The sequence below is a fragment of the Nocardia brevicatena NBRC 12119 genome (assembly GCF_000308495.1).
In the GTDB taxonomy this organism is placed as follows: Bacteria; Actinomycetota; Actinomycetes; order Mycobacteriales; family Mycobacteriaceae; genus Nocardia; species Nocardia brevicatena.
This window is the reverse complement of the sequence record NZ_BAFU01000070.1, coordinates 36,391-61,302: the sequence shown is the minus strand read 5'-3', so window position 1 is coordinate 61,302 and position 24,912 is coordinate 36,391. Positions and strand designations below refer to the sequence as shown.

The 24,912-nt window shown below is 67.2% G+C and carries 22 protein-coding genes and 1 pseudogene; 3 read left to right on the top strand and 20 right to left on the bottom strand.

The genetic code is table 11. The annotated features are described in order from the left end of the window. Positions 1-44: 44 nt before the first annotated feature. The 4 genes from ON20_RS37425 to casG all read right to left on the bottom strand — a co-directional run bounded on the left by ON20_RS37425 (position 45) and on the right by casG (position 4,588). Positions 45-200: a hypothetical protein gene (locus ON20_RS37425; protein ID WP_169332358.1), complete on the bottom strand. Its 156-nt coding sequence runs from the start codon at positions 198-200 to the stop codon at positions 45-47. A gap of 856 nt (positions 201-1,056) precedes the next feature. Further along, on the bottom strand, positions 1,057-2,064 hold the full coding sequence (locus ON20_RS19345) for an AurF N-oxygenase family protein (protein ID WP_040837419.1): 1,008 nt from the start codon (positions 2,062-2,064) through the stop codon (positions 1,057-1,059). Then, positions 2,061-2,660, bottom strand: coding sequence for a nuclear transport factor 2 family protein (locus ON20_RS33285; RefSeq protein ID WP_051162861.1), 600 nt, complete (start codon positions 2,658-2,660; stop codon positions 2,061-2,063). The genes ON20_RS19345 and ON20_RS33285 overlap by 4 nt, the downstream gene beginning before the upstream one ends. A 296-nt stretch (positions 2,661-2,956) precedes the next feature. Beyond that, complete coding sequence (gene casG, locus ON20_RS19335; RefSeq protein ID WP_040837417.1) at positions 2,957-4,588, bottom strand: steroid-24-oyl-CoA synthetase; 1,632 nt, start codon at positions 4,586-4,588, stop codon at positions 2,957-2,959. A 170-nt stretch (positions 4,589-4,758) separates the two neighbouring features. Between casG and ON20_RS19330 the strand changes: the two genes are divergently transcribed. Further along, positions 4,759-5,508 (top strand): DUF6319 family protein, encoded by a 750-nt coding sequence (locus ON20_RS19330; protein ID WP_040837416.1) that lies wholly within the window; start codon positions 4,759-4,761, stop codon positions 5,506-5,508. Positions 5,509-5,572: 64 nt separating this feature from the next. Here ON20_RS19330 and ON20_RS19325 read toward each other — a convergent pair whose 3' ends face one another. Next, entirely contained in the window at positions 5,573-7,030 is a 1,458-nt protein-coding gene (locus ON20_RS19325) for a GGDEF domain-containing protein (protein WP_245547327.1), read from the bottom strand. Between the two features lie 519 nt (positions 7,031-7,549). On the opposite strand from ON20_RS19325, the gene galK reads away from it, so the two are divergent. After that, positions 7,550-8,713, top strand: a complete 1,164-nt coding sequence (galK, locus tag ON20_RS19320) for a galactokinase (protein ID WP_245547326.1) — start codon at positions 7,550-7,552, stop codon at positions 8,711-8,713. A 180-nt stretch (positions 8,714-8,893) separates the two neighbouring features. Here galK and ON20_RS41260 read toward each other — a convergent pair. From ON20_RS41260 to ON20_RS19285, 7 genes and pseudogenes are all read right to left on the bottom strand, one after another. After that, positions 8,894-8,950, bottom strand: a pseudogene (locus ON20_RS41260) (hypothetical protein); the annotation flags it as partial. Positions 8,951-9,149: 199 nt separating this feature from the next. Next, on the bottom strand, positions 9,150-10,598 hold the full coding sequence (locus ON20_RS19310; RefSeq protein ID WP_040837411.1) for a PepSY-associated TM helix domain-containing protein: 1,449 nt from the start codon (positions 10,596-10,598) through the stop codon (positions 9,150-9,152). A 191-nt stretch (positions 10,599-10,789) separates the two neighbouring features. Continuing rightward, complete coding sequence (locus tag ON20_RS19305; RefSeq protein ID WP_051162857.1) at positions 10,790-11,353, bottom strand: hypothetical protein; 564 nt, start codon at positions 11,351-11,353, stop codon at positions 10,790-10,792. Between the two features lie 61 nt (positions 11,354-11,414). Continuing rightward, the gene (locus tag ON20_RS19300; protein ID WP_040837409.1) at positions 11,415-13,061 is read right to left on the bottom strand and encodes an acyl-CoA synthetase; all 1,647 of its coding nucleotides are present in this window, start codon (positions 13,059-13,061) and stop codon (positions 11,415-11,417) included. Positions 13,062-13,250: 189 nt separating this feature from the next. Continuing rightward, a complete protein-coding gene (locus ON20_RS19295; protein ID WP_245547341.1) occupies positions 13,251-14,879 on the bottom strand; it encodes an acyl-CoA synthetase in 1,629 nt (542 codons plus the stop codon). A 182-nt stretch (positions 14,880-15,061) separates the two neighbouring features. Continuing rightward, positions 15,062-15,697 carry a hypothetical protein gene (locus tag ON20_RS19290; protein ID WP_040837407.1) on the bottom strand — a complete coding sequence of 212 codons (636 nt, stop codon included), beginning with the start codon at positions 15,695-15,697 and terminating at the stop codon, positions 15,062-15,064. Positions 15,698-16,054: 357 nt separating this feature from the next. Further along, a complete protein-coding gene (locus ON20_RS19285; RefSeq protein WP_040837406.1) occupies positions 16,055-16,573 on the bottom strand; it encodes a hypothetical protein in 519 nt (172 codons plus the stop codon). Between the two features lie 308 nt (positions 16,574-16,881). Between ON20_RS19285 and ON20_RS36545 the strand changes: the two genes are divergently transcribed. Further along, positions 16,882-17,052, top strand: coding sequence for a hypothetical protein (locus ON20_RS36545; protein WP_218002567.1), 171 nt, complete (start codon positions 16,882-16,884; stop codon positions 17,050-17,052). A gap of 93 nt (positions 17,053-17,145) precedes the next feature. Here the strand turns inward: ON20_RS36545 and ON20_RS19280 are convergent, their stop codons facing one another. From ON20_RS19280 to ON20_RS19250, 8 genes are all read right to left on the bottom strand, one after another. Then, complete coding sequence (locus tag ON20_RS19280) at positions 17,146-18,375, bottom strand: acyl-CoA dehydrogenase family protein (protein WP_040837404.1); 1,230 nt, start codon at positions 18,373-18,375, stop codon at positions 17,146-17,148. Between the two features lie 33 nt (positions 18,376-18,408). After that, positions 18,409-19,818 (bottom strand): acyl-CoA dehydrogenase family protein, encoded by a 1,410-nt coding sequence (locus ON20_RS19275; protein ID WP_083865065.1) that lies wholly within the window; start codon positions 19,816-19,818, stop codon positions 18,409-18,411. Between the two features lie 261 nt (positions 19,819-20,079). Then, positions 20,080-20,985: a permease-like cell division protein FtsX gene (gene ftsX, locus ON20_RS19270; RefSeq protein WP_040837401.1), complete on the bottom strand. Its 906-nt coding sequence runs from the start codon at positions 20,983-20,985 to the stop codon at positions 20,080-20,082. After that, entirely contained in the window at positions 20,985-21,674 is a 690-nt protein-coding gene (ftsE, locus tag ON20_RS19265) for a cell division ATP-binding protein FtsE (protein WP_040837399.1), read from the bottom strand. The genes ftsX and ftsE overlap by 1 nt, the downstream gene beginning before the upstream one ends. Positions 21,675-21,734: 60 nt before the next feature. Beyond that, entirely contained in the window at positions 21,735-21,884 is a 150-nt protein-coding gene (locus tag ON20_RS36540; RefSeq protein WP_157228908.1) for an Rv3103c transmembrane domain-containing protein, read from the bottom strand. Then, positions 21,871-22,746, bottom strand: a complete 876-nt coding sequence (locus ON20_RS19260; RefSeq protein ID WP_051162852.1) for a mechanosensitive ion channel family protein — start codon at positions 22,744-22,746, stop codon at positions 21,871-21,873. The genes ON20_RS36540 and ON20_RS19260 overlap by 14 nt, the downstream gene beginning before the upstream one ends. Further along, the gene (gene prfB / locus ON20_RS19255; RefSeq protein WP_040837728.1) at positions 22,746-23,861 is read right to left on the bottom strand and encodes a peptide chain release factor 2; all 1,116 of its coding nucleotides are present in this window, start codon (positions 23,859-23,861) and stop codon (positions 22,746-22,748) included. Before prfB ends, ON20_RS19260 begins: the two co-directional genes overlap by 1 nt. A gap of 82 nt (positions 23,862-23,943) precedes the next feature. Beyond that, positions 23,944-24,792, bottom strand: coding sequence for a helix-turn-helix domain-containing protein (locus tag ON20_RS19250; RefSeq protein ID WP_040837398.1), 849 nt, complete (start codon positions 24,790-24,792; stop codon positions 23,944-23,946). Between the last annotated feature and the right edge of the window lie 120 nt (positions 24,793-24,912).

Here is a 24,912-nt window from a genome sequence, read left to right as displayed (position 1 = left end):
ACCGAGGCGTCGGCCGAGCGGGTACGGGCGGTATCCGAGCCGCGTCAGCCGGGTGGCACCTGAGCGGGCCGGCTGTATTCGGTGCCGGAATCCGGGCCGGTCATGATGCGACGCCACCAGGAGTCCAACCGACTGGGCTCCGGCCAGACGACAGGAATCTGTTCGGCTTCTGTTTCCTCGGGGCCGGTGTTCTCGGACATCCTCGCTCCTCAACAGTGGTCAGTCACCGGGCGGTGGCGTGGTGCCGTCCCGCTGCCGCGAATACGCCGTCCCGAAAAACCGAGACGCTGCCACGCCGAAATTCCCCGCGACCGAGCAACGTGGTGACGGCCTACGCCGAATCCACTCGGTACCAATCTGGACCCAGTCTAACCGCTATGTCGAGTGGTCCGAGAGCAATGGAGAATTTCCTGCGCCGCAATGGAATTGGTATCAGAGGTTCCGCTTGAATGGTTTTGCAAATGTCCTTGCATCCGCCCGGGCATCGTGTCCGGTGGGAGGTTATTACCTTATGCCACATTGAGAATAGGGGGCTTGCTCGGAAAAACCTCGGTCGCCGGTTTCCTTGTCAGTGTGATCGACGATGTCATCGGATGATCGGCTCAGTGGTGGCGATACCGTTTCGTGCCGTACAGGTCTCGGAACCATCACGGCGAGCATGCCACAGCCCGAACACAGCGGCGGTCACGCTGCCCGGTGCGGAGGAATAGACTACACCGGTCCGATCGGTGTCCGGCAGACGAAGCAGGCGGAGGCCGTACCGAGCGCGGTCGACTTCGACCGATATCCGGGCCGCACCGAGGAGATGCCCACCGCCGCCATCGCCCGGGGTGAGGCGGCCCTGCGCGAGGACGGTTTCGATCTCGTCGCCTGCCAGGTCACGGCCGACCCGGACGGGGTGGAGGTGACGTTGCGCGAGTGTATGGACGGCCGGCCGTTCGGCGTGGCCGTGATCGGTGCCGATGCCCGCATGGCCCGAGAGACACAGTCCTCTTCGAGCGCTTGGGAAACGCGCGGCCGGCCGGGTCCGGGCGTCCGGTCGGCCGCGCCGCCCGCTCAGGCCACGCCTGCTCGTCGGGCTCGCCGCTCGGGTTCGCTGCGATACCGGGAACGGTCGCCGTCGATCCGCAGAAGCCGCCACAGCGTGCGAGTGACCGGGTTCATCAACCCGAGTTCTTCGGCGAGGGCGCGCATATCGCCGAAGTAGCCGGATAGGATTTTGCGGGAGTGCTCGCCATTCCAGAAGGCTTCCTCGAGCACCTCGCGGGGAATATCGAACTGCCGGGCGAACGACCGCGGCGGCGCCATGATCTCGCCGGCCAGCCACCGCATGGTCAGCGGGAAGGCCACACCGCACAGCGCGGTGCCCGCCGGGCTCATCGTGGCGATATGGGCTCGGAGGAATTCGGCCGCGAACGAGATATGGCGTGCTTCCTCGGCGATGTGGATCTCCATGGTGCGTACCACCATCGGCGGGAGTTTCGCCCCGTTGCGGATGACCGCCTTCTGGTAGTGGTCGATCGGCTCCTCGCCGCCGAGGATGCCGATGAACAGGATCGCCGGTGCGAAGCCGCCCGCGACCCCGATGAACGGTGACAGCGCCTTGAAGATCGGCCGCATCCCCGGTACGTCCACCCCGATGCGGTTGACCAGTTCCTGGAACATCTGGATGTGGTTGCACTCTTCGGTCATCTCGTGCAGGCAGTAGCGGAACTCCGCGGAACCGTTGGGGAGTTTCGCGATGTACTGCATCATGCCGCGGATCAGGATGGTCTCGAAGGCCGCGCCGACCTTGACGGCATTGGCGATCCGCCATTTCCCGATCTCGATCCGGCGGTCAAGTGGTAGCTCCCGGTACCAGCGGGTGGCGCCGAGCGGGTCGAACTCGGGGGAGAGGACCCAGCGCGGATCATCGGGATCGAGGGCGAGTTCGGGTGAGTCCCAGTCGATATCGAGGTAGGGATCGAAGCGCCGGTGCACCGAGCCCTCCGACAGGGTCTGCAGTATCTCCCGGTACCGCTCGTCGAAAAACCGATCGGTCAGCGGCAGAGTCGACGGCGTCATCGATGCCTCCTCGTGCGTGTGGGTAGCTCTCTACTCCAAGTTACCGATACTTTGAGTTTCAGTAAATACCATGGAGCTGTCCCCTCGTGGAGCGGCGATGGTGCGTGGGGATCTCCGTCCTGGTCGGGGTGCGAGGCTCTCGTGAACGATCCCGGGCGCGGTGGATCTGGTGGCCGTCCCGGAGCCGTGGGCACCGCGGTGCCCGTTGCTCGGCGCGGCACGGTCTCGGTGTGGACCCGGATCGTCTCGATACGCAGCTCGCCGGCCACCTCGACCAGTTCGTAGCGCAGATGCATCGGAACGTGCACCGTCGCTCCGGTGGGCATGGTGATCCGAATGGTGAGATCACGCAGGATCGTTGCCGGTCCGGCGAAATCGTGGGTGATATCGAACGTGATGGTGTTGGGGGCGATGAAGGTGTCGTAGAAGCGTTCGATCGCCACCCGGCCGATATGCGGAGTCGACCCCACCGGATCGTTGACCACGGCGCCCTCGGCGAACAGGCCCACCCAGGCGGGCCGATCGTGCGCGGCCACCGCTCGCGGTGAGGCCGCTACGACGGCGAGCAGGTCCGCGGCGGTCGGTTCGGGCGGCACGACGGCTCCCTTCATCGATGCCGATGGGCTGTCGCGCCAATGGTAGAACGCGTTCTAATCCACGGTTACCGCCGCGGGGTCCGCGGCTCCGCGGAACCGGTGTCGCACAATGCCGATCAGTTCTGCGACACTGATTCACCGGAACCGTCCCGGCAGGGACACAGCATATTCGAGATCGGGGGCCCACAGTGGGCACTGGCGTAGTCGTGTACACCGTCGACCTCGTAGTGGGCACAGCGCAGAAGGTCCTGCAGTTCCTGCTCACCCTGCTGTAGCGGGTTCGGCGACAGTCGATTTCACACCGTGAGACCGGTGCGGATCACCTTGCCCGTCGCGTTGCGCGGCAGTGGTGTGGTGGTCAACCGCCAGACCGACGGCACCTTGTAGTAGGCGAGCCGCTCGGTGAGGAATTCACGGAGTTCGTGCTCGGTGGTGTCCGAGGTGTCCGCGACCACCACCACGGCCACCGCTTGGCCCAGATCGGCATCCGGTATACCGATCACCGCGCATTCGGCGACCGCCGGATGCTCTTCCAGGCACTGTTCGATCTCGGTGGGGTAGACGTTCTCCCCGCCCCGCAGGATGAGATCCGAACGACGCCCGGACAGCCGGAGCCTGCCCTCCTCGAGGATCCCGATATCGCCGGTGCGCAGCCAGCGGTCCGGGGTTATCGCCGCGGCGGTCGCCTCCCCGTCCGCCCAGTACCCCAGCATGACGTAAGGGCTGCGCACCTGGATCTCGCCTTCCCGGCCCTCGGGCAGTACCGCGCCGGACGCATCGCAGATCCGCACCTCGCCCCCGAACACGGGGCGTCCGACGGTATCGGGGAACTCGGCCAGCTCCGCGGGGGTCGCCAAGGTCGCCGCGGTCGCGCATTCGGTGAGCCCGTAGCTGGTCACCAGGGCGGTGCGGGCCACCGGCAGTCGCTCACGCAACCGCTGTTGCAGCAGCGCCGAGGACGGGGCGGAATTGAGTGACAGGGCGCGCAGCGCCGACAGGTCGTAGCGGGTGAGGTCCTGTTCGAGCAGGCGGACGGCCATGGTGGGCATGGCGCCCCAGTTGGTGATCCGCTCGCGTTCCATCAGTCGCAGGACCCGGTCCGCGTCGAACGACCCCTGATGGATCACGGCCGTATCGCCGGTGACCAGCCGGGCCACCACCAGATTGTGCAGGCTCGCGATGTGGAACAGCGGGGAGGTCAGCAGGAACCGTCGGGACGTGTCGGGCGTGCCGGTGCGGGCCGCGGATAGCGCATCGTTGTATCGGTGGTAGTCGGTGACCGCGATGAGGTTGCGGTGTGAATGGGTGACGCCCTTGGGGCGGCCGGTGGTGCCGCTGGTGTAGAGGATCACCGCCGGATCGTCCTCGTCCACCGGTGCCGTTTCCGGTGTGGCGCCCCGGAATTCGGCGAGGAGCGCGGGGATATCCCGCTCCATGGTGAGGACGGGCGGGTCGAGGCGGTCGGAAAGCGGTTGGGCCCGTTTCTCGTCGGCGATCACGACGGTGGGCCGGGTGTGTCCGATGCCGTACTCGACCTCGGGCGCGGCCCACCATGCGTTGTAGCCCACGGCGATGGCTCCGAGCCGCTGGGCCGCCCAGAAGGCCTGCACCCATTCCGGCGTGTTGGCGGCGAGGATGCCGACACGGTCACCCTTGCCCACGCCGAAACGCTCGCGCAGGGCCTGGGCCAGGGCGGCCGAGGCGGCGGCGTGTTCGGTGAACGAGATCCGTTGCCGGTCGGTGACCAGGTATTCGCGGTCGCCCCAGCGGGTCGATGCGTCGAGGACCTCCCCGAGTGTCCGGTACCGGTGTCGAAGCACCGGTAGGGCGACGCCCAGGACGTTCTCGGTCACCGTTTCGAACGGGCCGCCCGGGCCGGTGAGATCGGCCGGAGAGGGTGCGGCGGTTGTTCCACCGGTATCGCTCATCGCATCTGTCCTACCTGTGTTGCTCGGCCACCAGAATTGAATTAGAACACGTTACATTTTTCGCCGTATCGGGGGCACTTGTCGGCCCAGGTGCGAACTTGTCGGTGCGGTGCGGCATCATCTGTGCACGCAGATATTGGAGAACAGCGAGAATTGCTCGGAGTGCCACCATGCCGTCGCCACGTACCAAACCGAAACCCCTGTCCGATACCGAGATACAACATATCGCCGACGAGGTCTCGGCCGGTCGGCCGCCGATGGTGTGGTTCACCGCCGCCGCGGTGGGGGTGGACGAGGGTCGGTCGGGCAAGGTGGTGGCGCTGGGCGACCCGGCCGACGGTGATTATCTGCAGGTCCGGCCCACCGGCTCCAAGGATGTACTCTCCTTCTCGCCCACCGAGGTAACCCTGACCAAACCGTCGCGTGACCGTGCGGCGGGGCCCCAGAGCTCGTCCAGGAAGGAACCCGCAGTGACCCAAGCGCCGCCCGCGCCGCGCACCGATCCCCAGCCCGCGAAGCCCGCCACGCCCGCGAAGCCCGCCACGCCCGCGAAGCCCGCCACGGCGGCCCCCGCCACGGATACGAACGGTGCCGCGAAAACCACCGCTCCCACGGCCAGACCCGCGAAAACCGCCGGTGGTGCCCGGAAAACGAAGGCGCCGGAGGTGACGGTGACCCTCAGCGGCAGCGCCGACGGCACCTGGACCGTCGATGTGGCCGGCGGTAAGAAACGCACGGTGCGAGGGTTGCCGGTCTCCAGTGGGGCGGTGGCGCAGGCCGCCAAACTTCTGCACCCGGAGGTAGCCGAGGTGGTGGCCGGGGTGGTGGAGGCGGCACGCGATGCCCAGCAGGAGAAGGTGCAGCAGTTACAGGCCGAGTTGGAGCAGGCCAGGCGGTTGCTCGAGGAGCTGTCCGACTGAGCCACCCCGTCCGGCTGTGCTCCGGTTATCGCCGATTCTCGGTGGTGGCCCACGTTGCGCAGGGTCAGACCGCGGTTTCGCGGCGCCGCCCGGGGTGGCGGATCGACTTCGCGTCCGCGCCCCGCGCACCCCGGATATCGTCGTGGAACATATAGCCGAGACCGCGCTCCTTGGCCCGGTACATGGCCGTGTCCGCGTTCTGGATCAGGTCGTAGATGGTGGTGCCGGGACTTCGGAGCGTGCCGCATGCCAGCCCGATACTGGCGGTGATGGGGATATCACCCGCGCTGAGCCGGAACGGCGTCAGGAACGCACGTAGGAGCCGCTCGGCCAGTGCGGCCGCATCCTGCCGTTCCAGCGGAGCGAGTACCACGAACTCGTCACCGCCGTAGCGGGCGACGATATCGTCGTGCCGGACGGCCCGGCGGATTCGGGTTCCGGCATTGGCGATCAGCTCGTCGCCGACGGCGTGGCCGTAACTGTCGTTGATGGTCTTGAAACCGTCCAGGTCGATGAACAGCAGGCACAGTGCCCGGCCGTCCCAGTGCTCGCGGTTGCGGTGCGGCGTGCCGAGCAGGGCCGACCGGTTCAACAGGCCGGTCAGCATATCGTGGTCGGCCTGGTACTGCGCTCGCTGTTCACTGCGGGCGCTGCGTACGATGGCGCGCTCGCTACGCGCCAGCACCCCGATGAGCAGCAGCGCAAGCAGCGACGACACCACTACCCGGTCCAGTACCCCGAGCCGCGAACCGACCACCGGAACCAGCGACGCCACGATCAGCGCCACCGCGATGAGGCTGGCTCGCTGGCGGGAATGATGCGGGTGGATCGGGCGCGGTTCGCCGAGCATCGTCATGGTCGGATGCAGGGCGGCGGCTCCCATGGCCAGCAACGACACCAGCAGGGGAACCAGCGACAACTCCCGGTCGGCGAGGGGAGTCCCGGCTGCGGCCAGGCTGTGGCCGAGGTTGCCGAGCAACACTGTCAACAGTCCGATGTGCAGGAGTCGCTGCGCGGGCACGGTACGGATCGTGGTGGCGACCGAATGCGCGATCAGGGTCAGCAACAGGGCGTCGAGGAGCGGGCAGATCGCCGCGGTGACCGTCAAAAGCGAATCGCTGTGGGTGCGCAGGATCGGCGAGATGAGGAAGGTCCAGGACGCGAGGAGTGCACCCAGGCCGATGAGGCCGGAGTCGAGGAGGGTGTCCACATCGGCGCGCTCACGGTGCGGCCGGAGCCACAACAGGGCCGCCAGGCCGATACCGAGGTAGCCGACACAGATGAGGACATGATCGATCGGGGTGTCGTTCGAATCGCGTAATACGATGCCGGCCGTGAACAGGACGGCCGAGACCGAGAGCACGGACCAGGGCAGGGGATGTGCCGGTCGGTGTCGGCGTACCCCGATACCGATCATGACCAGGGTGCCCGTGAGCACGGCGGTCACCGTCAGCAGGATCGACAGCCGCGTCCCGAAGACCAGATGCAAGGCGAACGGACTCGTGCCCGCGACCAGAACCACTGCGTAACAACGTATTCGGCAGTGTAAGCAGCGTGCTGCCCACCGTCCTCCGCTGAGCTTGAACTCCATCAGCCCCCCTAACGCTCCATCCGGGTGAATCGAGCCGTGTATTAGGTCTGGGAATCCTCGACTGCTATATCGGCTCGGTCCACACCTGCGCTTCGTGTGGATGTCGCCTGGCGCACCACACAAATACCGCTGACGAGCGAGGGCCGAGCGTTGTGGTACGAGCAGATGTCCCGGCCGACTACAACTCCTTCGGCCACCGATCTGGACAACTATTTCGATCATGACACGAAACGCCGCGCTTGTCGCTGTCTTGGCATAACGAATGCCGAAATTCGGGGGGTGCGTTGTCCCGACACGGCATGACGGAGTGGCATGGAGCGGAATATCGGTGGGCCGATGGTCGGACGGATGTCGGGGCTTTTCCGCTGCATCGGCTGTGCGGCAAGGCTTTCCGGATCCGCGACCGAGTCGCGGGCTGTGCCCGTGCGGCATATCCCGTACGGTGATGCGGTGACCGTTGGCGACGAGCCGAACCCGCCCGTCCCGGCGACATGGTCGGCGCCGGGGCGGGTCAACCTCATCGGCGAACATACCGACTACAACGACGGTTTCGTACTTCCCATCGCCATACCGCTCACCACCACCTGCACGGCGCGGACCCGCTGCGACGGGATAGTGCGGGTAGCGTCCCGGCAGTATCCGGAGCGGTCGGCCGAGGTTCCCGTGCGCGACCTGGCCGGCGAATGGGAAACGGTACCGGGGTGGGCCCGTTATCCGCTGGGCGTGGTGGCGGAACTCCGGCGTCGCGGGCACCGGGCCGCCGGTCTGGACCTCGGGTTGGACAGTACCGTTCCGGTGGGCGCGGGACTGTCCTCGTCGGCGGCGCTGTGCTGTTCCGTCGCGGTGGCCGTTCGAGATCTGTGCGCACCGGATATCGGTGACCGGGAGTTGATCGATATCGCGCATACCGCCGAGAACGACTACGCGGGTGTACCCACCGGCGTCCTGGACCACGCGGCCTCGATCCTGTGCACGGCGGGTCACGCGCTGTATCTGGATGTTCGACGGTTTCGACAGGTCACGGCAGATACCGCCGAAGGTACCGGCTACGAGCAGATTCCGTTCGACCTGGACCGCTTCGGCCTACGGCTCCTGGTCGTCGACACCGGGCACGGGCACCGTCTGGCCGACGGTGGGTATGCGCGTCGCCGGGCCGAATGCGCCGCCGCGGCGGCGGCACTCGGGGTGGAATCGCTGCGTGATATCGGTTCCACCGAGGAATTGGCCCGTCTCGCCGATGTGGTACTGCGCCGGCGGGCGCATCATGTCGTCACCGAGAACGCTCGGGTGTGTGCCGTCGCCGACCTGCTGCGCGGCGGCGCCGACCCCAGAGAGATCGGGCCGCTGCTCACCGCCGGGCATGTGTCGCTGCGTGACGATTTCGCCGTCTCCGTACCGGTACTCGATGCCGTGGTCGATGCCGCCGTATCGGCGGGTGCGCACGGGGCGCGCATGGTCGGCGGCGGGTTCGGGGGCAGTGTGATCGCGCTCGTCGACGCCGCCGCGGCGGAGGAGACAGCGGAGGCGGTGCGGGACAGATTGTCCCGAGAGGGTTTTCCCGTGCCACGGATCTTCGGTGTGGTCGCGGCACAGGGCGCCGGACGGGCCGGATGATGCCGGTTCACGGGATGTTGCCGGGCGCGCCCGCGAGCTCTCGGCCGCGCCCGGGAACGGGGGATTGATGGTGGTGAAGTACCGCATCACCGCGCCGATCGCCATTGGAGCCGCGGCCACACCGGAGATCTGCGCGGCGATCGGGAATCCGAAATCGTCGAGCCGAAGGCTCAACGGAGTGCCCGCGACGACCGTTGCTTCTTCGGCGGTGATCCTCAGGGAGCCGTCCTCGACCAGCAGGGAACCCGAACCGGTGGTGATGATGCCCGGATCGCCGGCGGTCCTCGCCGTGAAGCAGATCGCCTCCGAGGGGGCAGCCGGGACGGAGTGTGCGGAGGCGGTGGTGATGCCCAGCGCGAGCCGGCGAAGCGCGGCCGCGCCGTAGCATGTCGACGAGGTTGTATGGTGAGGGGCCGATCAGGTACCGGCTACCGTGTCATGCGGTGGCGCGCAAGCGTTGGCTCAGGCCCACGATCAGGTCGATCACGAAGAATCCGAGCAGGCTGATCCCGAATACCGGCGCGAACCGGCCGATGAGCGCCGCCACCGCGAACACCGCGACGGTGGTACCCAGCGGCGCCCGGCGCAGGACACCGCGCCGGGGCGGGCGGCCCGCGGCGAACCAACCGGCGTCGCGGGTGGGCCGACGCCGCCACCACATCAGATAGCCGCGCATGATCACGGTGATCAATCCGACCGCGACGGCGAACAGCAGCAGCTGGTTGAGCACCCCGAACAGCAGGCCCATATGCAGTTGGATGCCCCAGTTGGCGAGTTTGGCCATCAGCGGCCAGTCGGAGTACGGCAGCCGGGCGGTGACAGCGCCGGTGCCGCCGTCCACGGCCACCGCGTCGACGGTGTAGGTGCCCGACATGCGGAGCTCCTTCACCGCGAAGGCGGTGTCGTCGTCGGTGGGCACGTCGATCTCGGCCGGCCGGTCGATCCCCGCCGCTCGCGCCGCCGCGATCACCCGGTCCAACTGCTCGACCCGGTCGGTCGGGTCGCCGCCGGAGGTATGGGCGCCGTGGCCGTGATGGGAACGGTCGTCGACCTCGGCGCTCGACGGCGTGGAACCGTGCAGCGCGGTGACGATCGTGGGGGTCGCCCAGTCGAACCGTTCCCGCAGCTCGTCGATGTTCTGCCCGGCATATGTCGACCAGGTGAGACCGGTCGCCGACAGGAACAGCAGCACCGGCAGAATCCACACCCCGACCGTGGCGTGCCAGTTGAGGGAGCCGCCGCGGGCGCCCTGGGAGCGGTCCGGGGCGAACAGCCATGCCGCCGAATTGCGTTGGCGGCGGCTGCGCACCCGGCGCACCCAGAGCAGCAGCCCGGCCAGGGCTATCACCCACAACCACGATGCCGCCAGTTCGGAATACAGCCGGCCCGGTTCGCCGAGATGCAGATGGCGGTGCAGTTGCGAGATCCACGCACGTGTGGGCAGGGCGCCCGAGCTGCCGTAGACCACGGCCTCGCCCACGGGGCGGGCGGTGACCGGTTCGACGAATACCGCGCGCCGCTCGGACTCCCCGAGCGTCGGATCCGAGAAGATCACGCGGGTCGTCTCACCCTCCGCAGGCGCGGGGGCCACCGCCACCAGCGTGAGGTCCGGACGGACGGCCACGCCTGCGGCGACCTGCTCGGACAGGGGCCGTTGCGGTCCGTGGGAATCCACCCGCAGCAACTCGCCGTCGGTGAATGTCTCGAGAGTGGGCGCGATCGCGTACAGCGCTCCCGATATGGCCGCGATCAGCAGGAACGGGCCCACGAATATACCCGCGTAGAAATGCAGCCGAAGAGCGAGCGCTCGCAGCGCCCCGGCCTGTCGCGGTCGGTCGGTCGTATCCGGAGCCGCGGGCTCCGCCGCGACATCGGTTGTGCTCATGTGTCCCTACATCCTGTGCTGAGCCCGGCGTGCGGCGGCAGCGGTCGAAGCGACGCGTATGCGGTGCCGCGACCCGTTCGCTATCGGCGGGGCCGCCGGGGAAGGTGATCCCGACCGTGGCGAGTAGACGGCAAGCGGGCACGACTGTGCCACGGCGAGGCTCGGCGCTCGCGTATCGGCCGGGTGTGAGATCAGTGGAGGACGAGATGTGGCGGGGCCCGGGTGCGCCCGGTATCGGCCGCGAAGATCCGCAGGACGACGCGGTCCCGGTGCTCGGTGCGCAGTGACGGCGGCCCGGGGATGACCGGTGCGGGGCAGCGGATCGGCAGCACCGGCGACAGGGCCGCGCTGCCGATCCGGTAGGCGAACTCGGCGCCGCGGATCACGACCGCGGCGGCGGTGGCGGCGAGGATATGTGCCGCGATCATGGTGGGGGTGAGCTGGAGGTCGCCGTGGTGCAGGTGACCGGAGTCCCAGCTCATCCCGAGATGGCCGAGGAGCTGTCCGGCCATGAGCGCGGCGACGAGTCCGGCCGAGCCGGTGCGCAGCGGGCCCGGCCCGGACACCAGCGCGCCGAGCACCGCGGAGGTGGCGGCGAGCAGCGTTATCGAGGTGCTGGTCGGCGCGGCCCCGGCGGATGCCCAACCGTGCGCGGCGAGGGAGACCGTCCCCGAGATCAGGCCGGCCACCGCGCCACGCACCTGCGCGGTACCGCGGTGATCCACCCCGGCGGTGGGGCCGAACCTGATACTCACCCGGCGATAATAGCCGAACGTATGTCCTGGGACCTGGCGGTAAGCCCTGGTAGGCCCGAGATCAGGCCGGGGGGTCCATTTCCATCAGCGATTTGCGCAGCAGTTTGCCGGTGGCGTTGCGGGGGAGTTCGTCGAGGAAGATCACCTCGCGGGGCACCTTGTAGCGGGCCAGGTTCTCCTTGACGTAGTCCTTGATCTCTTGGGGGTCGCGGGTGGATTCGGGCCCGGGGACCACGAACGCGCGCAGGCGTTTGCCGAAATCGCGGTCGTCGACCCCTACCACCGCCGCCTCCAGGACATCGGACCGATTGGCGATCAGGTGCTCGACCTCCTGCGGGAAGACGTTCTCGCCGCCGGAGACGATCATGTCGTCGTCGCGGCCGTCGATGAACAGCAGACCGTCGTCATCGAGATGCCCGACATCGCCGGTGGACATCATTCCGTCGATGCGTTCCTTGGTGCGTCCGTCGGTGTAGGCGGTGAACGCGTGCGCGTTCTCCACGAAGATCGTGCCGGTCACATTCGGCCGGGTGATCCGTTTGCGGTTCTCGTCGTAGAGCGCGATCCGGATACCGACCGGCGGTCGGCCTGCCGTGCTCGGCGCCTTGCGCAGATTCTCCGGTGTGGCCACCGTGATCACCGCGCATTCGGTGGACCCGTACAGGTTGTAGAGCACCTCTCCGAAATACTCACCGCTGCGCACCACCACATCCGGCGGAATCGCCGACCCCGCCGCGAAGACCACCCGCAGCGACGAAACATCGTATTTCGCCCGCACCTCGGCGGGCAGGTCCAGGAGGCGCTGCAGCATGGTGGGGACCACCACCAGCGAATCGGCTCGGTAGCGCTGGATATTGGCGAGGGTCTTCTCCGGATCGAAACGGCGTTGCTGGAAGACCACCCGGTTGCCGAGCCCCAGGCCCAGCGAGAACTGGGACAGGCCGGTGCCGTGGAAGATCGGGGCCGCCATCACCATGGTGCCGTCCCTGGGCATCGGCACCCGGTCGATGAACTGCGCCGACATGAACGGGCTCACCTTGTCACGCGGGGTGCCCTTGGGGGTTCCGGTGGTTCCGCTGGTGAGGATGACCGTGCCGCCCGGTTTCGCCGGGGCGGGCGGTGGCGTGGTGGGCCGGCCCATGGAGACCGAGGCCAGGGTCGGGATGGCCGGGTCCGCATTGTCCTTCTCGTCGACCCAGGTGAGGATGCGCGGGACGGAGCCGGGGATCGCGCTCATGAGGTCGCCGAACTCGCTGTCGTGCAGCACCACCTTGACCTTTTCCCGTTCACACACCTCGGCGAACTGGGGTTTGGCGAAGCCGGTGTTCATCAGGACCGCTCGCAGTCCGAGCTTCCCGGTCGCCAGCATGCTCAGCACCATGCCGCGATGGTCCCGGGCCAGGACGGCGACCACATCGCCCTGGCGCAGTCCCCGGGCCAGAAGCCCATGGGCGAACGCGTTGGACTGTTCGTCGAGCTGCCCGAAGGCGAGCTCACCCTGTTCGTCCACGATGGCGGGAGCGTAGGGCCGAGTATGCGCGGTATGCATGATGACCGCGGCGAACGGGCCGTATCTGCCGGCGTTGACGAGGGATTGGAGGGCATGGTCCGGGCGCAGCGGATTGAACAGGCCGCGTTTGCGCATCACGTTCGCGCCGAGAGCGAGATCGCTCGCCTTGCGGATCGGTGCGAGCAATGACCAAGACATCGGCGACAAACCTCCCGCGGTCGCCTTCCCCCGAGCCCGCGGGGACATGGACCGCACTCCTCGAGATCCTCCTGCTGTCGTCAACCGTAGCAATGTCGGCGTGATCGGCGGCGGAGTTCGCCCAAGCCTCCCGGAAAACCGGCACGATCCTGTGATAGGTCCCGGTTACCGGCGCGACCACACCCCGTGCTACGCCTCGTATTCGACGAGGACCCGGCGCAGCAGTTTGCCGGTGGCGTTGCGGGGAAGCTCGTCGAGGAAGACCACTTCGCGAGGCACCTTGTAGCGGGCCAGGTTCTCCTTGACGTAGGTCTTGATCGTTTCCTCGTCGGGCTTGTGGCCCGGTTCGGGAACGATGAACGCGCGCAGGCGTTTACCGAATTCCACATCGTCGACCCCGACCACGGCCACGTCGAAGATGTCCTCCCGCTCCAGCAGCAGGTTCTCCACCTCCTGCGGGAAGACGTTTTCGCCGCCGGAGACGATCATGTCGTCGTCGCGGCCGTCGACCATGAGCAGACCGTTGTCGTCGAAGTGCCCGACGTCGCCGCTGGACATGTAGCCGTTGATGATCTGCTTGTGCCGGCCGTCGGTGTAGCCCTCGAACGGCGCGCCGCTGCGGATGAAGATACGGCCGGTGGTGTTCTTGACGGTGATCCGCTTGTCGTTCTCGTCGTAGAGTCGCACCTCGCAGGTGAGTGGCGGTTTGCCCACGGTGCCCGGAGACTTGGCCAGCTCGGCGGGCCGGGCAACCGAGGCCACGGCGCACTCGGTGGACCCGTACAGGTTGTACAGCACCGGGCCGAACACCTCGGCGGCGCGCATGCACAGTTCGGGCGACATCGCCGAGCCGGCGAGCACGATGGCCTTCAGTGACGAGATGTCGTACTCGGCCCGCACCTCGTCGGGCAGCTCGACCATGCGGTGCAGCATGGTCGGCACGGCGACCAACATCTCGGCCTTGTGGTCGGCGATCATCTTCAGCGTCGCCTCGGCGTCGAACCGGCGGCGCATCACGGTCTTGTGGGCCAGCAGCGTGTGCACCAGCCAGGTGCCGAGACCGGTGCTGTGGAAGATGGGCGAGACGATCACGGCCGTAGGGCACTCGGCGAATGGAATCCGGTCGAGGAACTGCGCGGTCGCCAGCGGGCTCGTCTTGGTGCGCGGGGCGCCCTTCGGCAGGCCGGTGGTGCCGCTGGTCAAGATGATGAAGCCGCCCGGGGAGCTCGGCGCCGGCAGCGGTTCGACAGAGTTGGCGGAGACCAGGTCCTCCAGGGTCTGCGCGCCCTCCGGCAGTTCGGTGCCCTCGTCGACCCAGGTGAGGTAGCGCGGCAGCTCCGGCGGCAGCGCGTCGAGCAGACCGAGGAACTCGCTGTCGTGCAGGACGGCCTTGACTTTTTCCCGTGCGCACACCTCGGCGAACTGGGGTTTGGCGAATCCCGTGTTCATCAGGGCGATCTTGACGCCGATCTTGCCCGCGGCGGCCATGGCCAGGATCAGGCCACGGTGGTCGCGGGCCAGTAGGCCGATCACCATGCCCTCGGTGAGCCCGGACTTCTGCAGTCCGCGGGCGATGGCGTTGGACTGCTCGTCGAGCTCGTGATAGGTGATCTCGCCGCGCTCGTCGGCGATACCGATCGAGTCCGGTGCGATCCGGGCGGCGTGCCTGATCTGCGAGGCCTGAGGAATGTAGAGCTTGGCCTCCTTTATCGTCTGCAGGGCTTCCCAGGGGTTCTTCGGATCGGCGACCCCGCTGGAAACCAGCAGCCCGTACGCCTTCACGACTTCGAGCGTGTGCGCCAGGTTGACCACGAACACCTCCACAGAACTCTCGCGCGGTACACGACCCAGCGATTTTCGAACGGCATTTCGGAGCTCACCGTAGCAGTGTGAGTGCGCCCGGTCACAGATACTGGATGACCGACCGGTATCCCTATGATGTCCGTTCGATCAGCACTCGGGCGCGACCGGAAATCGGTCGCGCCCGAGCAGGCGGTCGTTCAGTTGTAGATCGCGCCCAGCGACGGGAATGTGATATCGCCCCGCACGTACTGGAACCCGTCGGGATACTGCGGGCTCGCCGAGACCGGCCACCGATGCCACAGGCTGCCGTAGATCGCGGCGACGACCATGCCCGGCCCGGGATCGATCCTGCGGGTGCGAATGGTGGTGTCCGCGATAACGTCGATGTGCTCGGTCAGGGGTTCGATACCGCTGCGGCCGTTGGACAGGTTCAGCCACACCACATTCAGCCGTGCGCCGTCCTGACTCGGCGCGATGGTTCCGGGGCCGCCGAAGAAGCCGAACCGGAACCCGTCGACGTTCAGCGCGACGCCGGAGCCGTACCTCCCGGGGCCGCCACCTCGGCCGACAGCGGATTCGGCCGGCACCTGGAACGGTTGCGCCGGCAGCGCAACCTCCTTCGCGGCCTGTTCGGTGCGCGGATCGTTCAATAGCAGTTCGACGGCCCTTTCGGCCTGGGGGTCGCCCGCTGCGGCTCCCAGGAGTTCCTGGGCCGCCGAGGCCCAGTCGACGTCGGCCGGTTCGGCGGTGGCGTGGCCGGTGCACAGCACGGTCGCGGCGGCCGCGGTGACGAACGAGGTGACGAGACGACGGGCGAAGCCCACTGTGCGCATAACCAGTCTCCTTGCAGGTTCTTGTCGGTACTGCTCAGTGACTCGGGTGCTGGTGGCGGCCACACTACCCGGTGCGCAACGCTGGATGGGCCGCTCGGTATCAGCGTGTCCGGGATCGGTGGGTCCGCTCGTGAAGAACCGGTGCGAGTCCGAGGCGACTCGCACCGGTTCGGATACGAGCGGGCCTATTCGAACTCGGCGCCGGTCTTGCCCACAATGCGCCGGGCCACGGTCAGCTGCTGGGCCTGCTGGGTGACCTCGTAGATATGGAGGACCCTCCGGCCGGAAAACTCCCTCTGCCCACGGGGCGGCGGCGTTCCCATGCCGGGTCGCTCGGTGTCCTCGCCCTCGAGCCGTTCACCCCGCGCCCGCAGCCCGGTGCCGATGCTGTTCGGCGAGCAGCTTCAAGTTCAGTAACTGCCGTCGAGCCATGATCAGATCGCCTACGGACAGCCCGAGGGCCACCCAGCGACCGGTTCGCATGACGACCTTGAGCAGCAGGCGCGTTGTGTCGTGATCCTGAGGCACGAGAACGTAGGACATGAAGGCGCCCATGATGGTGGCCGTCAGCTGTTTCCCAGGGTCGACCGAGACGATCCGGCCCAGCTCGCGCCCGCCGGCGGTGGTGAACCCCTCTCCCGCCCGGGGCTCGGGAAGGCCTTTCAGCTCGCGAGGTGAGCGGCGGCCGAAGTTATCGATCCAGTCGTAGGAGTATGGTGCAAGTCGCACTTGCGCGACCCACGGCCACAACACTTCGGCAGGAGCCTCGACACTCACACCCCGCCACGCTTGCAGCGTGGGCGAGGTAACGAACTCGTCGCATGGGTAGGAGCGCGAGATCTCGCCGTCGCTCACACCCCACCGGTCACCGATCATGCGTCCCTCCTCGGCCTGCGTCTCTGGTGGCGGGTGTTCGAAGCTCGGTACGAGCGCCGGCGGGTCGGACAACCGGTCCCCACCATTTCATTGCCATCATTGAACATTGAACAACGTATCCCTGCCACGGCCGGCCCACTCCTCACCGGCGGCCTGTCGGTGGAATTCGGAACCGGTCTCGGGCAGAAGCCGTCGGTGAAGCCGACGCCATCGGAGCTCTCGATACGGCTGCGGACGATAAGTCGATTCGGGAGAACCCGTGGACAACGCGAAGACGGTTTGTCGGTCGGCCGACGGAGCCCGAAAACGTGGTGTGGCCCGATGATCGGGCGGTGGCGGTGCGCCACCGGTCGGTCGGCCGGGATGAACGCTATTCGATCGCGGTTTCGGTCGGTATGGGTCTCGGTCTGCGGCAGGCCGTCGACGAAGCGACCCGTATCCGGATGGTCGAACCCGCCAACGGCCTACAGGCGGCCTGAGGGGTTCTGGTGCTCTGTCGGACCGTGAGCCGACGCGAGGAAACCGGCGCGAGTCGAGAGTCCGACTCGCGCCGGTTTCTGCCTTCTACCGGGCTATTTGAGCTCGGCGCTGGTCTTGCCCAGAATCCGCCGGGCCACGATGAGCTGCTGGATCTGCTGGGTGCCCTCGAAGATGTCGAGGATCTTGGAGTCGCGGCCCCATTTCTCCAGCAGCAGACGCTGCGAGTAGCCGAGGGTGCCGGCCAGTTCGACGGATTTCAGGGACACGTTGGTGCCGGTGCGGCCCGCCTTCGCCTTCGACATGGACGCCTCGAGCGAATTGGGCTTCTTGTTGTCGGCCATCCACGCCGCCCGCAGGGCCAGCAGATAGGCCGATTCGTAATCGGCCTCCATCCGCAGGAATTCGGCCGCGGCGGCGTGCTGGTTGTTGGGCGGGGTGTCGTAGGAGATCTCGATACCGGCTTCGGTGAGGATGGTGCGCAGTTCCTCGAGCGCGGCCCGGGTGACGCCGACGGCCATGGCGGCCACCATGGGACGGGTGTTGTCGAAGGTCTGCATGACCCCCGCGAAACCCTTCTCCACATTGACTTCCGGGCTGCCGAGGATATTGTCCTTCGGGATCCGGCAGTCCTGCAGCAGTAGCACCGCGGTATCGGAGGCCTTGATGCCGAGCTTGTGCTCGAGCCGCGCCACCGACAGGCCCGGGGCGTCCCGCGGCACCACGAACGATTTGATCGCGGCGCGGCCCTTGCTGCGGTCCACGCTCGCCCACACCACGATATGGGTGGAGCGCTGCCCGGCGGTCACGAAGATCTTCTCGCCGTTGAGCACCCATTCGTCGCCGTCGAGGACGGCGGTGGTGGTGACGGCGGCGGAGTCGGAGCCGAAGCTCGGCTCGGTGATGGCCATCGACGCCCATACCTTGCCGAAACGCTCGAGTTGTTCGTCGGTGGCGACGGCGGCGATGGCGGCGTTGCCGAGGCCCTGATAGGGGATCGACAGCATCAGGCCGACATCACCCCAGGAGGTTTCCAGGGCGTTGAGCAGTGCCGACATATTGCCGCCGTTGGCATTGGTGAGGATCTCGGTGGACTTGCCGTCGATGTCGGCACTATCGGAGCGACCGCCGGCGGCGCCGCCGATCTTCTGAGTGCCGGAATCGGCGAGGCCCTCCACCATGGCGGCCATGGTGTCCAGTTCGACCGGGTATTCGTGCTCGGCGAGGTCGTATTTGCGTGAGATGGGGCGGAAGATCTGTGCGGCCACCTGATGCGCCTGATTGGCGCTGGCCCTCAGCTTCTTGGGAAGTTCGAGATTGATCATGAAAGTCTCCTGGAAATGGACCCGCGCAGCCGATTACACCAACACCACACCTTCGGCGACGCCGATTCCGCGCAGATCGCGGTACCAGCGTTCGACCGGGTGCTCTTTGGTGTAGCCGTGGCCGCCGAGCAGTTGCACCCCGTCGAGGCCGAACTGCATGCCCTTGTCGGTGGCCAGTTTCTTGGCCAGTACCGCCTCGCGGGCGAAGGTCAGGCCCTGTTCGGCGCGGGCGGCACCGCGCCAGGTGACCAGTCGCAGGCCGTCGAGTTCGATGGCGATATCGGCGACCATGAAAGCGACCGCCTGCCGGTGGCCGATGGGCTCGCCGAAGGCTTCCCGCTCGTTGACGTAGGGGATCACATAGTCCAGTACGGCCTGGCCGGTGCCCACCGCCAGCGACGCCCAGCCGAGCCGGGCCAGTTGGACGGCGTCGCGATAGTCGGCGGCGTGCTGTTGGGCATCACCCTCCCCGAGAACGGCATCCGCGGAGACCGCGACATTGTCCAATACCAACCGGCCCAGGCCCGCGGCCCGCATACCCATGCTCGGGTCGGCTTCCACCGACAGACCCTTGGTATCGGATTCCACGATGAACAGCGCCGGGCGGCCGTCGAGTTCGGCGCCGACGACGAAGATCTCGGCGTCCGCCGCGGCCGGGACCAGGCTCTTCACCCCGGACAACCGGTAGCCGCCCGGGGAGCGCACCGCCTTGGTCTGCAAGGTGAACGGATCGAACAGGGCACGCGGTTCGGCGATCACCACCGATGCCTGGGGTACGTTCTCGCCGGTGAAGGCGGGCAGGTAGGTCTTCTGTTGGGCGTCGGTGCCCCACTGTGACAGCGCGACCGCTACGCCGCTGGGTGCCAGGAGCGGCAGCGCCAGGCCCATATCGCCGTGCGCGAGCGCCTCGGCCACCATCGCGTTGGTGACCGCGCCGCGTTCGGTGGCCGCGCCTTCGAGCTCCTCGGGGACGTTGATCAGGGTGATGCCGAGTTCGGCGGCCCGCCCGAGCAGGTCCTTCGGCGTGGTCGCGGCCTCGTCGGCGTCGTGGGCGGCCGGGCGCAGGATCTCGGTGGCGAATTCGCGCACCGTCTCGACGATCATCTGCTGTTCGTCGGTGGGGGTGAGATCGAAGTAGTCCTTGCTCTTCGACTCGTTGTCGGCGAGCCGTTTCGGCGCGCCGCCGCCGGCGACCCGGTTGAACACACGGGTGGCCGCACCGAGGGTGCGGAAACCGGTTTTGGTGCTCTCGTAGGCAACCCGTTCGATCGGTTTGCGCAGGTGGTACTTTTCCGCCAGCTCCGAGCCGGTGATGGTCGACATGACTCGCATCGCGGCGCCCATCCAGTCGCGTTTGGGCTGATGCAGGCCCACCCCGTTCTCCTGACCGCCGGCGGAATCGGGACGCCGCTTGGTGGCGCTGTCTCGAGTACTCATCATCACCTGTTTTCTCGGGTGGGGGTGAGGTCTGACCCCAGCAATCTTACTCCTGAGTAAGACTCTATCTTACTGACAAGTAAGAAGCCCGTCGATAGGTAGATTTCGGGCCTCGCCGCAGCGGCCGCGCCGGGCGCGATATCACTGCCGACGAGCCCCGTCGGCGCGGTGGCCCGAAACCGGGACCCCGGACAGCGGAACCGCCCGGTCGGTCTCCTCCGAGCCGGGCGGTTCCGCGGAACGGACGGGTCCAGGATCCGGCCCGCGTCACTCCCGCACGTAGAAACGCAAGGTCGCGTACGCGGTAATCCCCGCGAACACCACACCCACCGGTGCGACGACCATGGCGGTCGTGATGATGTCATCCCCGGTGATCTGGGGAAACACCTTGCTCGCGAACAGATCGCCGAGGGCGCGGTCGATCACCAGTGGACGCGCCGAAAACAGCCCGATCACCGCCAACAGCGCACCCGCCAACGCGGCCGCCACGGCCTCCAACAGGAACGGCAACTGGGTGTACCAACGGGTCGCGCCGACCAATCGCATGATGCCGACCTCGGTACGGCGGGTGAACGCGGCGATCTGCACCATGTTCGCGATGAGCAGCAGCGCCGCCAACGCCTGAAGCAGCGCCATACCGAACGCCGCGTTGCGCAGTCCGTCGAACAGGCTCACCAGCCGGTCGACGATGTCCTTGTCATTGCGCACCATGCCCACGCCGGGGCGGTCGACGAACCGTTCGTAGATCGTCGGATACAGCGCCGCATCGGCCATCTTCACCCGCAGCGAGGCGGGCAGCGGCGTCTCGCTCACGAATTCGGCCAGTTCCGGCTGGTCCTTGAAGGTTTTCTCCTTGGCCTCCCGAACGGCGTCGTCCCGACTGAGGAACTGCACCGACTCCACCCCGTCGACGGCCTTCAGATCCGCCATGAGCGTGCGGCACGGCTCCTGCGAACAGTCCGGATCGCCGGCCGAGACATCCTCGGTGAGATACAGCCGCACCTCCAACCGGTCCAGGAAGTACTGCTCGGTCTTGTCCGCGATCCGCACCGCGAGCAGGCCGCCGCCGAGCATGGTGAGCGAGACCGCGGTGGTCAGGATCATCGCGATCGTCATGGTCACATTGCGGCGCAGGCCCTCGGAGACCTCGCCGGCCAGGAAACTCGCCCGCATTACCAGCCCACCCCGTACACGCCGTGCGCGTCGTCGCGCACCAACCGGCCACGATCGAGTTCGATCACCCGGCGGCGCATGGCGTCGACGATGTGATTGTCGTGGGTGGCCATCAGCACGGTGGTGCCGATGCGGTTGATGCGCTCCAACAACATCATGATGTCGGCGCTGGTGTCCGGGTCCAGATTGCCGGTCGGCTCGTCGGCCAACAACACCAGCGGCCGGTTCACGAACGCCCGGGCGATCGCCACCCGCTGCTGCTCGCCTCCGGACAGCTCGCTCGGCAGGCGGTCGGCCTTACCGGCCAGTCCGACCATATCCAGTACTTCCGGCACCGTACGCTCGATGAACTGGCGCCGTTTGCCGATCACCTCCAGCGCGAACGCCACGTTCTGCGCCACGGTCCGCTGCTGCAGCAGGCGGAAATCCTGGAAAACGCAGCCGATCCGCTGCCGTAGTTTGGGCACCTTGCGTCCCGGCAGCCGATCCACCCGGAAATCCGCCACCCGGATCTCCCCGGTGGTCGGCTTCTCCTCCTTGAGCAGCAGCCGCAGAAAGGTCGATTTACCGGAGCCGGACGGTCCGATGACGAAAACGAACTCGCCCTTGTCCACCTCAACGGTGACGTTGTCCAGCGCGGGTCGCGTCGACGTCTTGTACGACTTGGTGACGTTCCGCATGGTGATCACGGGGAGCCAGTGTAACCACTTGATAACGATGACCGATAGGCGGTGTCCTGACCAGGAGGTTCAGTGATTCACCGGGACCGCCGCCGGTGTCGTCTTCACCAGGGAAGCCGTGCCCTCCGGGCTCGGGGCATCCGGTTTGACGAACACATACAGCACGAAGGTGGCGATCCATACGGCTCCCAGAACGGCCGTAGACCTACGGGGTCGCATGCAGTCCCTCCCGACGTAGTGCGGAGGCCACCCGCACTCGCAGCTCCCGCCGCACCTCGAACTGTTTACCCGGCAGCGTGCGGGCGACCATTCGGATATTCATCTGGTCCACGGTCAGATCCTCCAGACCCATCACGGTCGGCTCGTCCAACAGCAGCGGTTCGAGCCGAGGATCCCGGTAGGCCTGTTTGCCCACCTCGTGCAGGATCTCGTTGACCCGGTTGAGATCCGCGCTCGCCGTCACCGGGACATCGATCGCCGCCCGCGCCCAATCCTTCGACAGATTGGTGACTTTCACGATCTGCCCGTTGGGAACGGTGATAACCTCCCCATCCGAATTGCGCAAGGTGGTGATGCGCAAGGTCACATCCTCGACCGTGCCCTCGGCCGGGTCCGCGGAACCGGTGATCGTAATGCTCACCACATCGCCGAACCCGTACTGCCGCTCGGTGATCAGGAAAAACCCCGCCAGTAGATCCTGCACGATGCGCTGCGCGCCGAAACCGAGCGCGGCGCCCAGCACCGCGGCCGGGGCGACCAGACCGTTCATCGAGAAACCGAGCCGCTGCAGCACCTCCATCACCACCAGCACATAGGCGATGGTCAGGATCACCCAGGTGATCACCTGCGCCAGCGCGTGCCGGTGTTTGGCCGCTTCCGACCGCACCAGCGCGTCGCCACCCTGGAAGCCCTCGTCGATTCGGCGGGTGATCCGATCCCGGACGTAGGTGACAAACCTGCCGAACAGCATCGCCCCGAGCACGAGCAGCACGATCTCGAGCCCCGAAGAACGCATCCACGACGTGATATCGGACGAGAGCGACAGGGACAGTGCCAGGGGCTCGGTCCCCGAGTAACGCATCAGACCACCTGCTCCCGCATTCGCCATCGGATTCCGGACTCGATGAAGCCGTCGATATCGCCGTCGAGCACCGCCGAGGGGTTGTTCACCTCGTAGTTGGTGCGCAGGTCCTTCACCATCTGGTACGGGTGCAGCACATACGAGCGCATCTGGTTACCCCAGGACGCGCCCTCGGTGGTCTTGAGCGCGTCCATCTGGGCGCGCTCTTCCTGCCGTTTGCGCTCCAACAGCTTGGCCTGCAGTACCCGCATGGCCGCGACCTTGTTCTGCAGCTGCGATTTCTCGTTCTGACAGGTGACCACGATCCCGGTCGGGAGGTGGGTGATACGCACCGCGGAGTCGGTGGTGTTGACGCTCTGACCTCCCGGACCCGAGGACCGGTACACATCCACCCGGATATCGGTCTCCGGCACCTCGATATGGTCGGTGGTCTCCACCACCGGCAGCACCTCCACCTCGGCGAACGAGGTCTGGCGGCGGCCCTGGTTGTCGAACGGGCTGATCCGCACCAGCCGGTGCGTGCCCATCTCCACCGACAGCGTGCCGTAGGCGTACGGTGTCTTCACCGCGAAGGTCGCGCTCTTGATGCCCGCCTCCTCGGCATAGGAGGTGTCGTAGATCTCCACCGAGTATTTGTGCCGGTCCGCCCAGCGGATATACATGCGCATCAGCATCTCGGCCCAGTCGGCGGCGTCCACCCCGCCGGCACCGGAACGGATATTGACCAGCGCGTCGCGTTTGTCGTACTCGCCCGACAGCAGGGTGCGGACCTCCATGGCCTCCACATCGCGGTGCAGCGCCGCCCGCTCGGCGTCCGCCTCGGCCAAGGCGGCGGTCCTGGTCTCGCCCTCCTCGTCCTCGGCGAGTTCATAGAGCACCGGCAGATCCTCCAACCGCTGCCGCAACTCCTCGGCCCGACGCAGCTCGCCCTGGGCGTGCGACAGTTCACTGGTCACCCGCTGCGCATGCTCCTGGTCGTTCCACAGGTCGGGGTCGGCAGCCTGGTGCTCCAGTTCATCGATGCGGCGGCGCAGCTCCTCGATATCGAGCACCGACTCGACGGTCTTCAATGTCGCGTCGAGTTCGGCAAGGTCGGCGGTTACGTCAGGATGCACGGTGTTCATTGTGCCGCGTCAGGGGGCGTGGCACATTCCGGCCCTGGAGTCTCGTGTTCATCGGCCTCTGTGGTGGGTGCCTTCAGACCGCCCGCAGGCCTCCCGGTCGGCGGCCGGCGAGCTCGTCCAGGCCTGCGGCGGTGTTCTGGTCGGCGGGGAGGTAGACGATCAACCGCTGGTCGTCGTCGGCGGACAGGTCGAGGGTTTCGAAGGCGAGTCGCAGCGGACCGGCGTCCGGGTGGATCAGCCGGATGATTCCGGTGGCGGCGGGCAGATTCGGGACCGTGCTCACCCGATCGGTGAACGCCGCGCCCGCGGTGATGGTCAGTTGGTCGGCCAGTGCGGCGATACCGGGGTCGGCGCGGAACGGTCCCTGTTTGAGGGTGGCCACCATCTGGTCGGCCAGATGATCCCAGTCCGGAAAGGTTTCTCGGGCACGCGGATCGGTGAGCACATACTGCGCGAGGACGGGCCGATGGGCGGGCTCGAACAGACCGCTGTGCTCCATGACCGTTCGGTATGTGTCGGTGGCGGCGAGGATTTCGGTCATCCGGTTCACGAGCACCGCGGCCGTCCGCTCGAGCCGGTCCAACAGGGCCGACACGGTCGGGCGCACCTCCCGTCCCGGTTCGGCCGCGCCCATACAGTTGAATCCGCTGTCGGCCTTGGTGAGGCGGTACAGGTGGACGCGTTCGGCGGGAGTCAGGCACAGGGCATCGGCGAGCGCGGCCAGCACCTGCGGGGAGGGGTTACGGTCGCGTCCCTGTTCGAGTCGGGTGATGTATTCCACGCTCACCCCGGCCAGCGTCGCCAGCTCCGCGCGGCGCAGCCCGGGCGCGCGTCGCCGCGGGCCGGTGGGCAGTCCCACCCGCGCCGGTGACACCGCGTCGCGACGGCTGCGCAGGAACAGCCCCATTTCGTTTTCCGCCACGGTGCCACGGTAGCGACCCGGGACCGGTTCAGGGTGACCCTGGCACTACCACTCTCCGCGCGGCCTTCCTACCGGCTCCTCCGCACAGCAGATTCGAACCGGCGGTGGCCGTCGGGGCCG

Excerpts from the sequence above, each read along its gene's own strand:
- ON20_RS37425 (WP_169332358.1), bottom strand. The coding sequence starts at position 200 with ATGTCCGAGAACACCGGCCCCGAGGAAACAGAAGCCGAACAGATTCCT.
- ON20_RS19345 (WP_040837419.1), bottom strand. The coding sequence starts at position 2,064 with ATGACGCCGTCGACTCTGCCGCTGACCGATCGGTTTTTCGACGAGCGG.
- casG (WP_040837417.1), bottom strand. The coding sequence starts at position 4,588 with ATGAGCGATACCGGTGGAACAACCGCCGCACCCTCTCCGGCCGATCTC.
- ON20_RS19330 (WP_040837416.1), top strand. The coding sequence starts at position 4,759 with ATGCCGTCGCCACGTACCAAACCGAAACCCCTGTCCGATACCGAGATA.
- ON20_RS19310 (WP_040837411.1), bottom strand. The coding sequence starts at position 10,598 with ATGAGCACAACCGATGTCGCGGCGGAGCCCGCGGCTCCGGATACGACC.
- ON20_RS19300 (WP_040837409.1), bottom strand. The coding sequence starts at position 13,061 with ATGTCTTGGTCATTGCTCGCACCGATCCGCAAGGCGAGCGATCTCGCT.
- ON20_RS19290 (WP_040837407.1), bottom strand. The coding sequence starts at position 15,697 with ATGCGCACAGTGGGCTTCGCCCGTCGTCTCGTCACCTCGTTCGTCACC.
- ON20_RS19285 (WP_040837406.1), bottom strand. The coding sequence starts at position 16,573 with ATGATCGGTGACCGGTGGGGTGTGAGCGACGGCGAGATCTCGCGCTCC.
- ON20_RS19280 (WP_040837404.1), bottom strand. The coding sequence starts at position 18,375 with ATGATCAATCTCGAACTTCCCAAGAAGCTGAGGGCCAGCGCCAATCAG.
- ftsX (WP_040837401.1), bottom strand. The coding sequence starts at position 20,985 with ATGCGGGCGAGTTTCCTGGCCGGCGAGGTCTCCGAGGGCCTGCGCCGC.
- ON20_RS36540 (WP_157228908.1), bottom strand. The coding sequence starts at position 21,884 with ATGCGACCCCGTAGGTCTACGGCCGTTCTGGGAGCCGTATGGATCGCC.
- ON20_RS19260 (WP_051162852.1), bottom strand. The coding sequence starts at position 22,746 with ATGCGTTACTCGGGGACCGAGCCCCTGGCACTGTCCCTGTCGCTCTCG.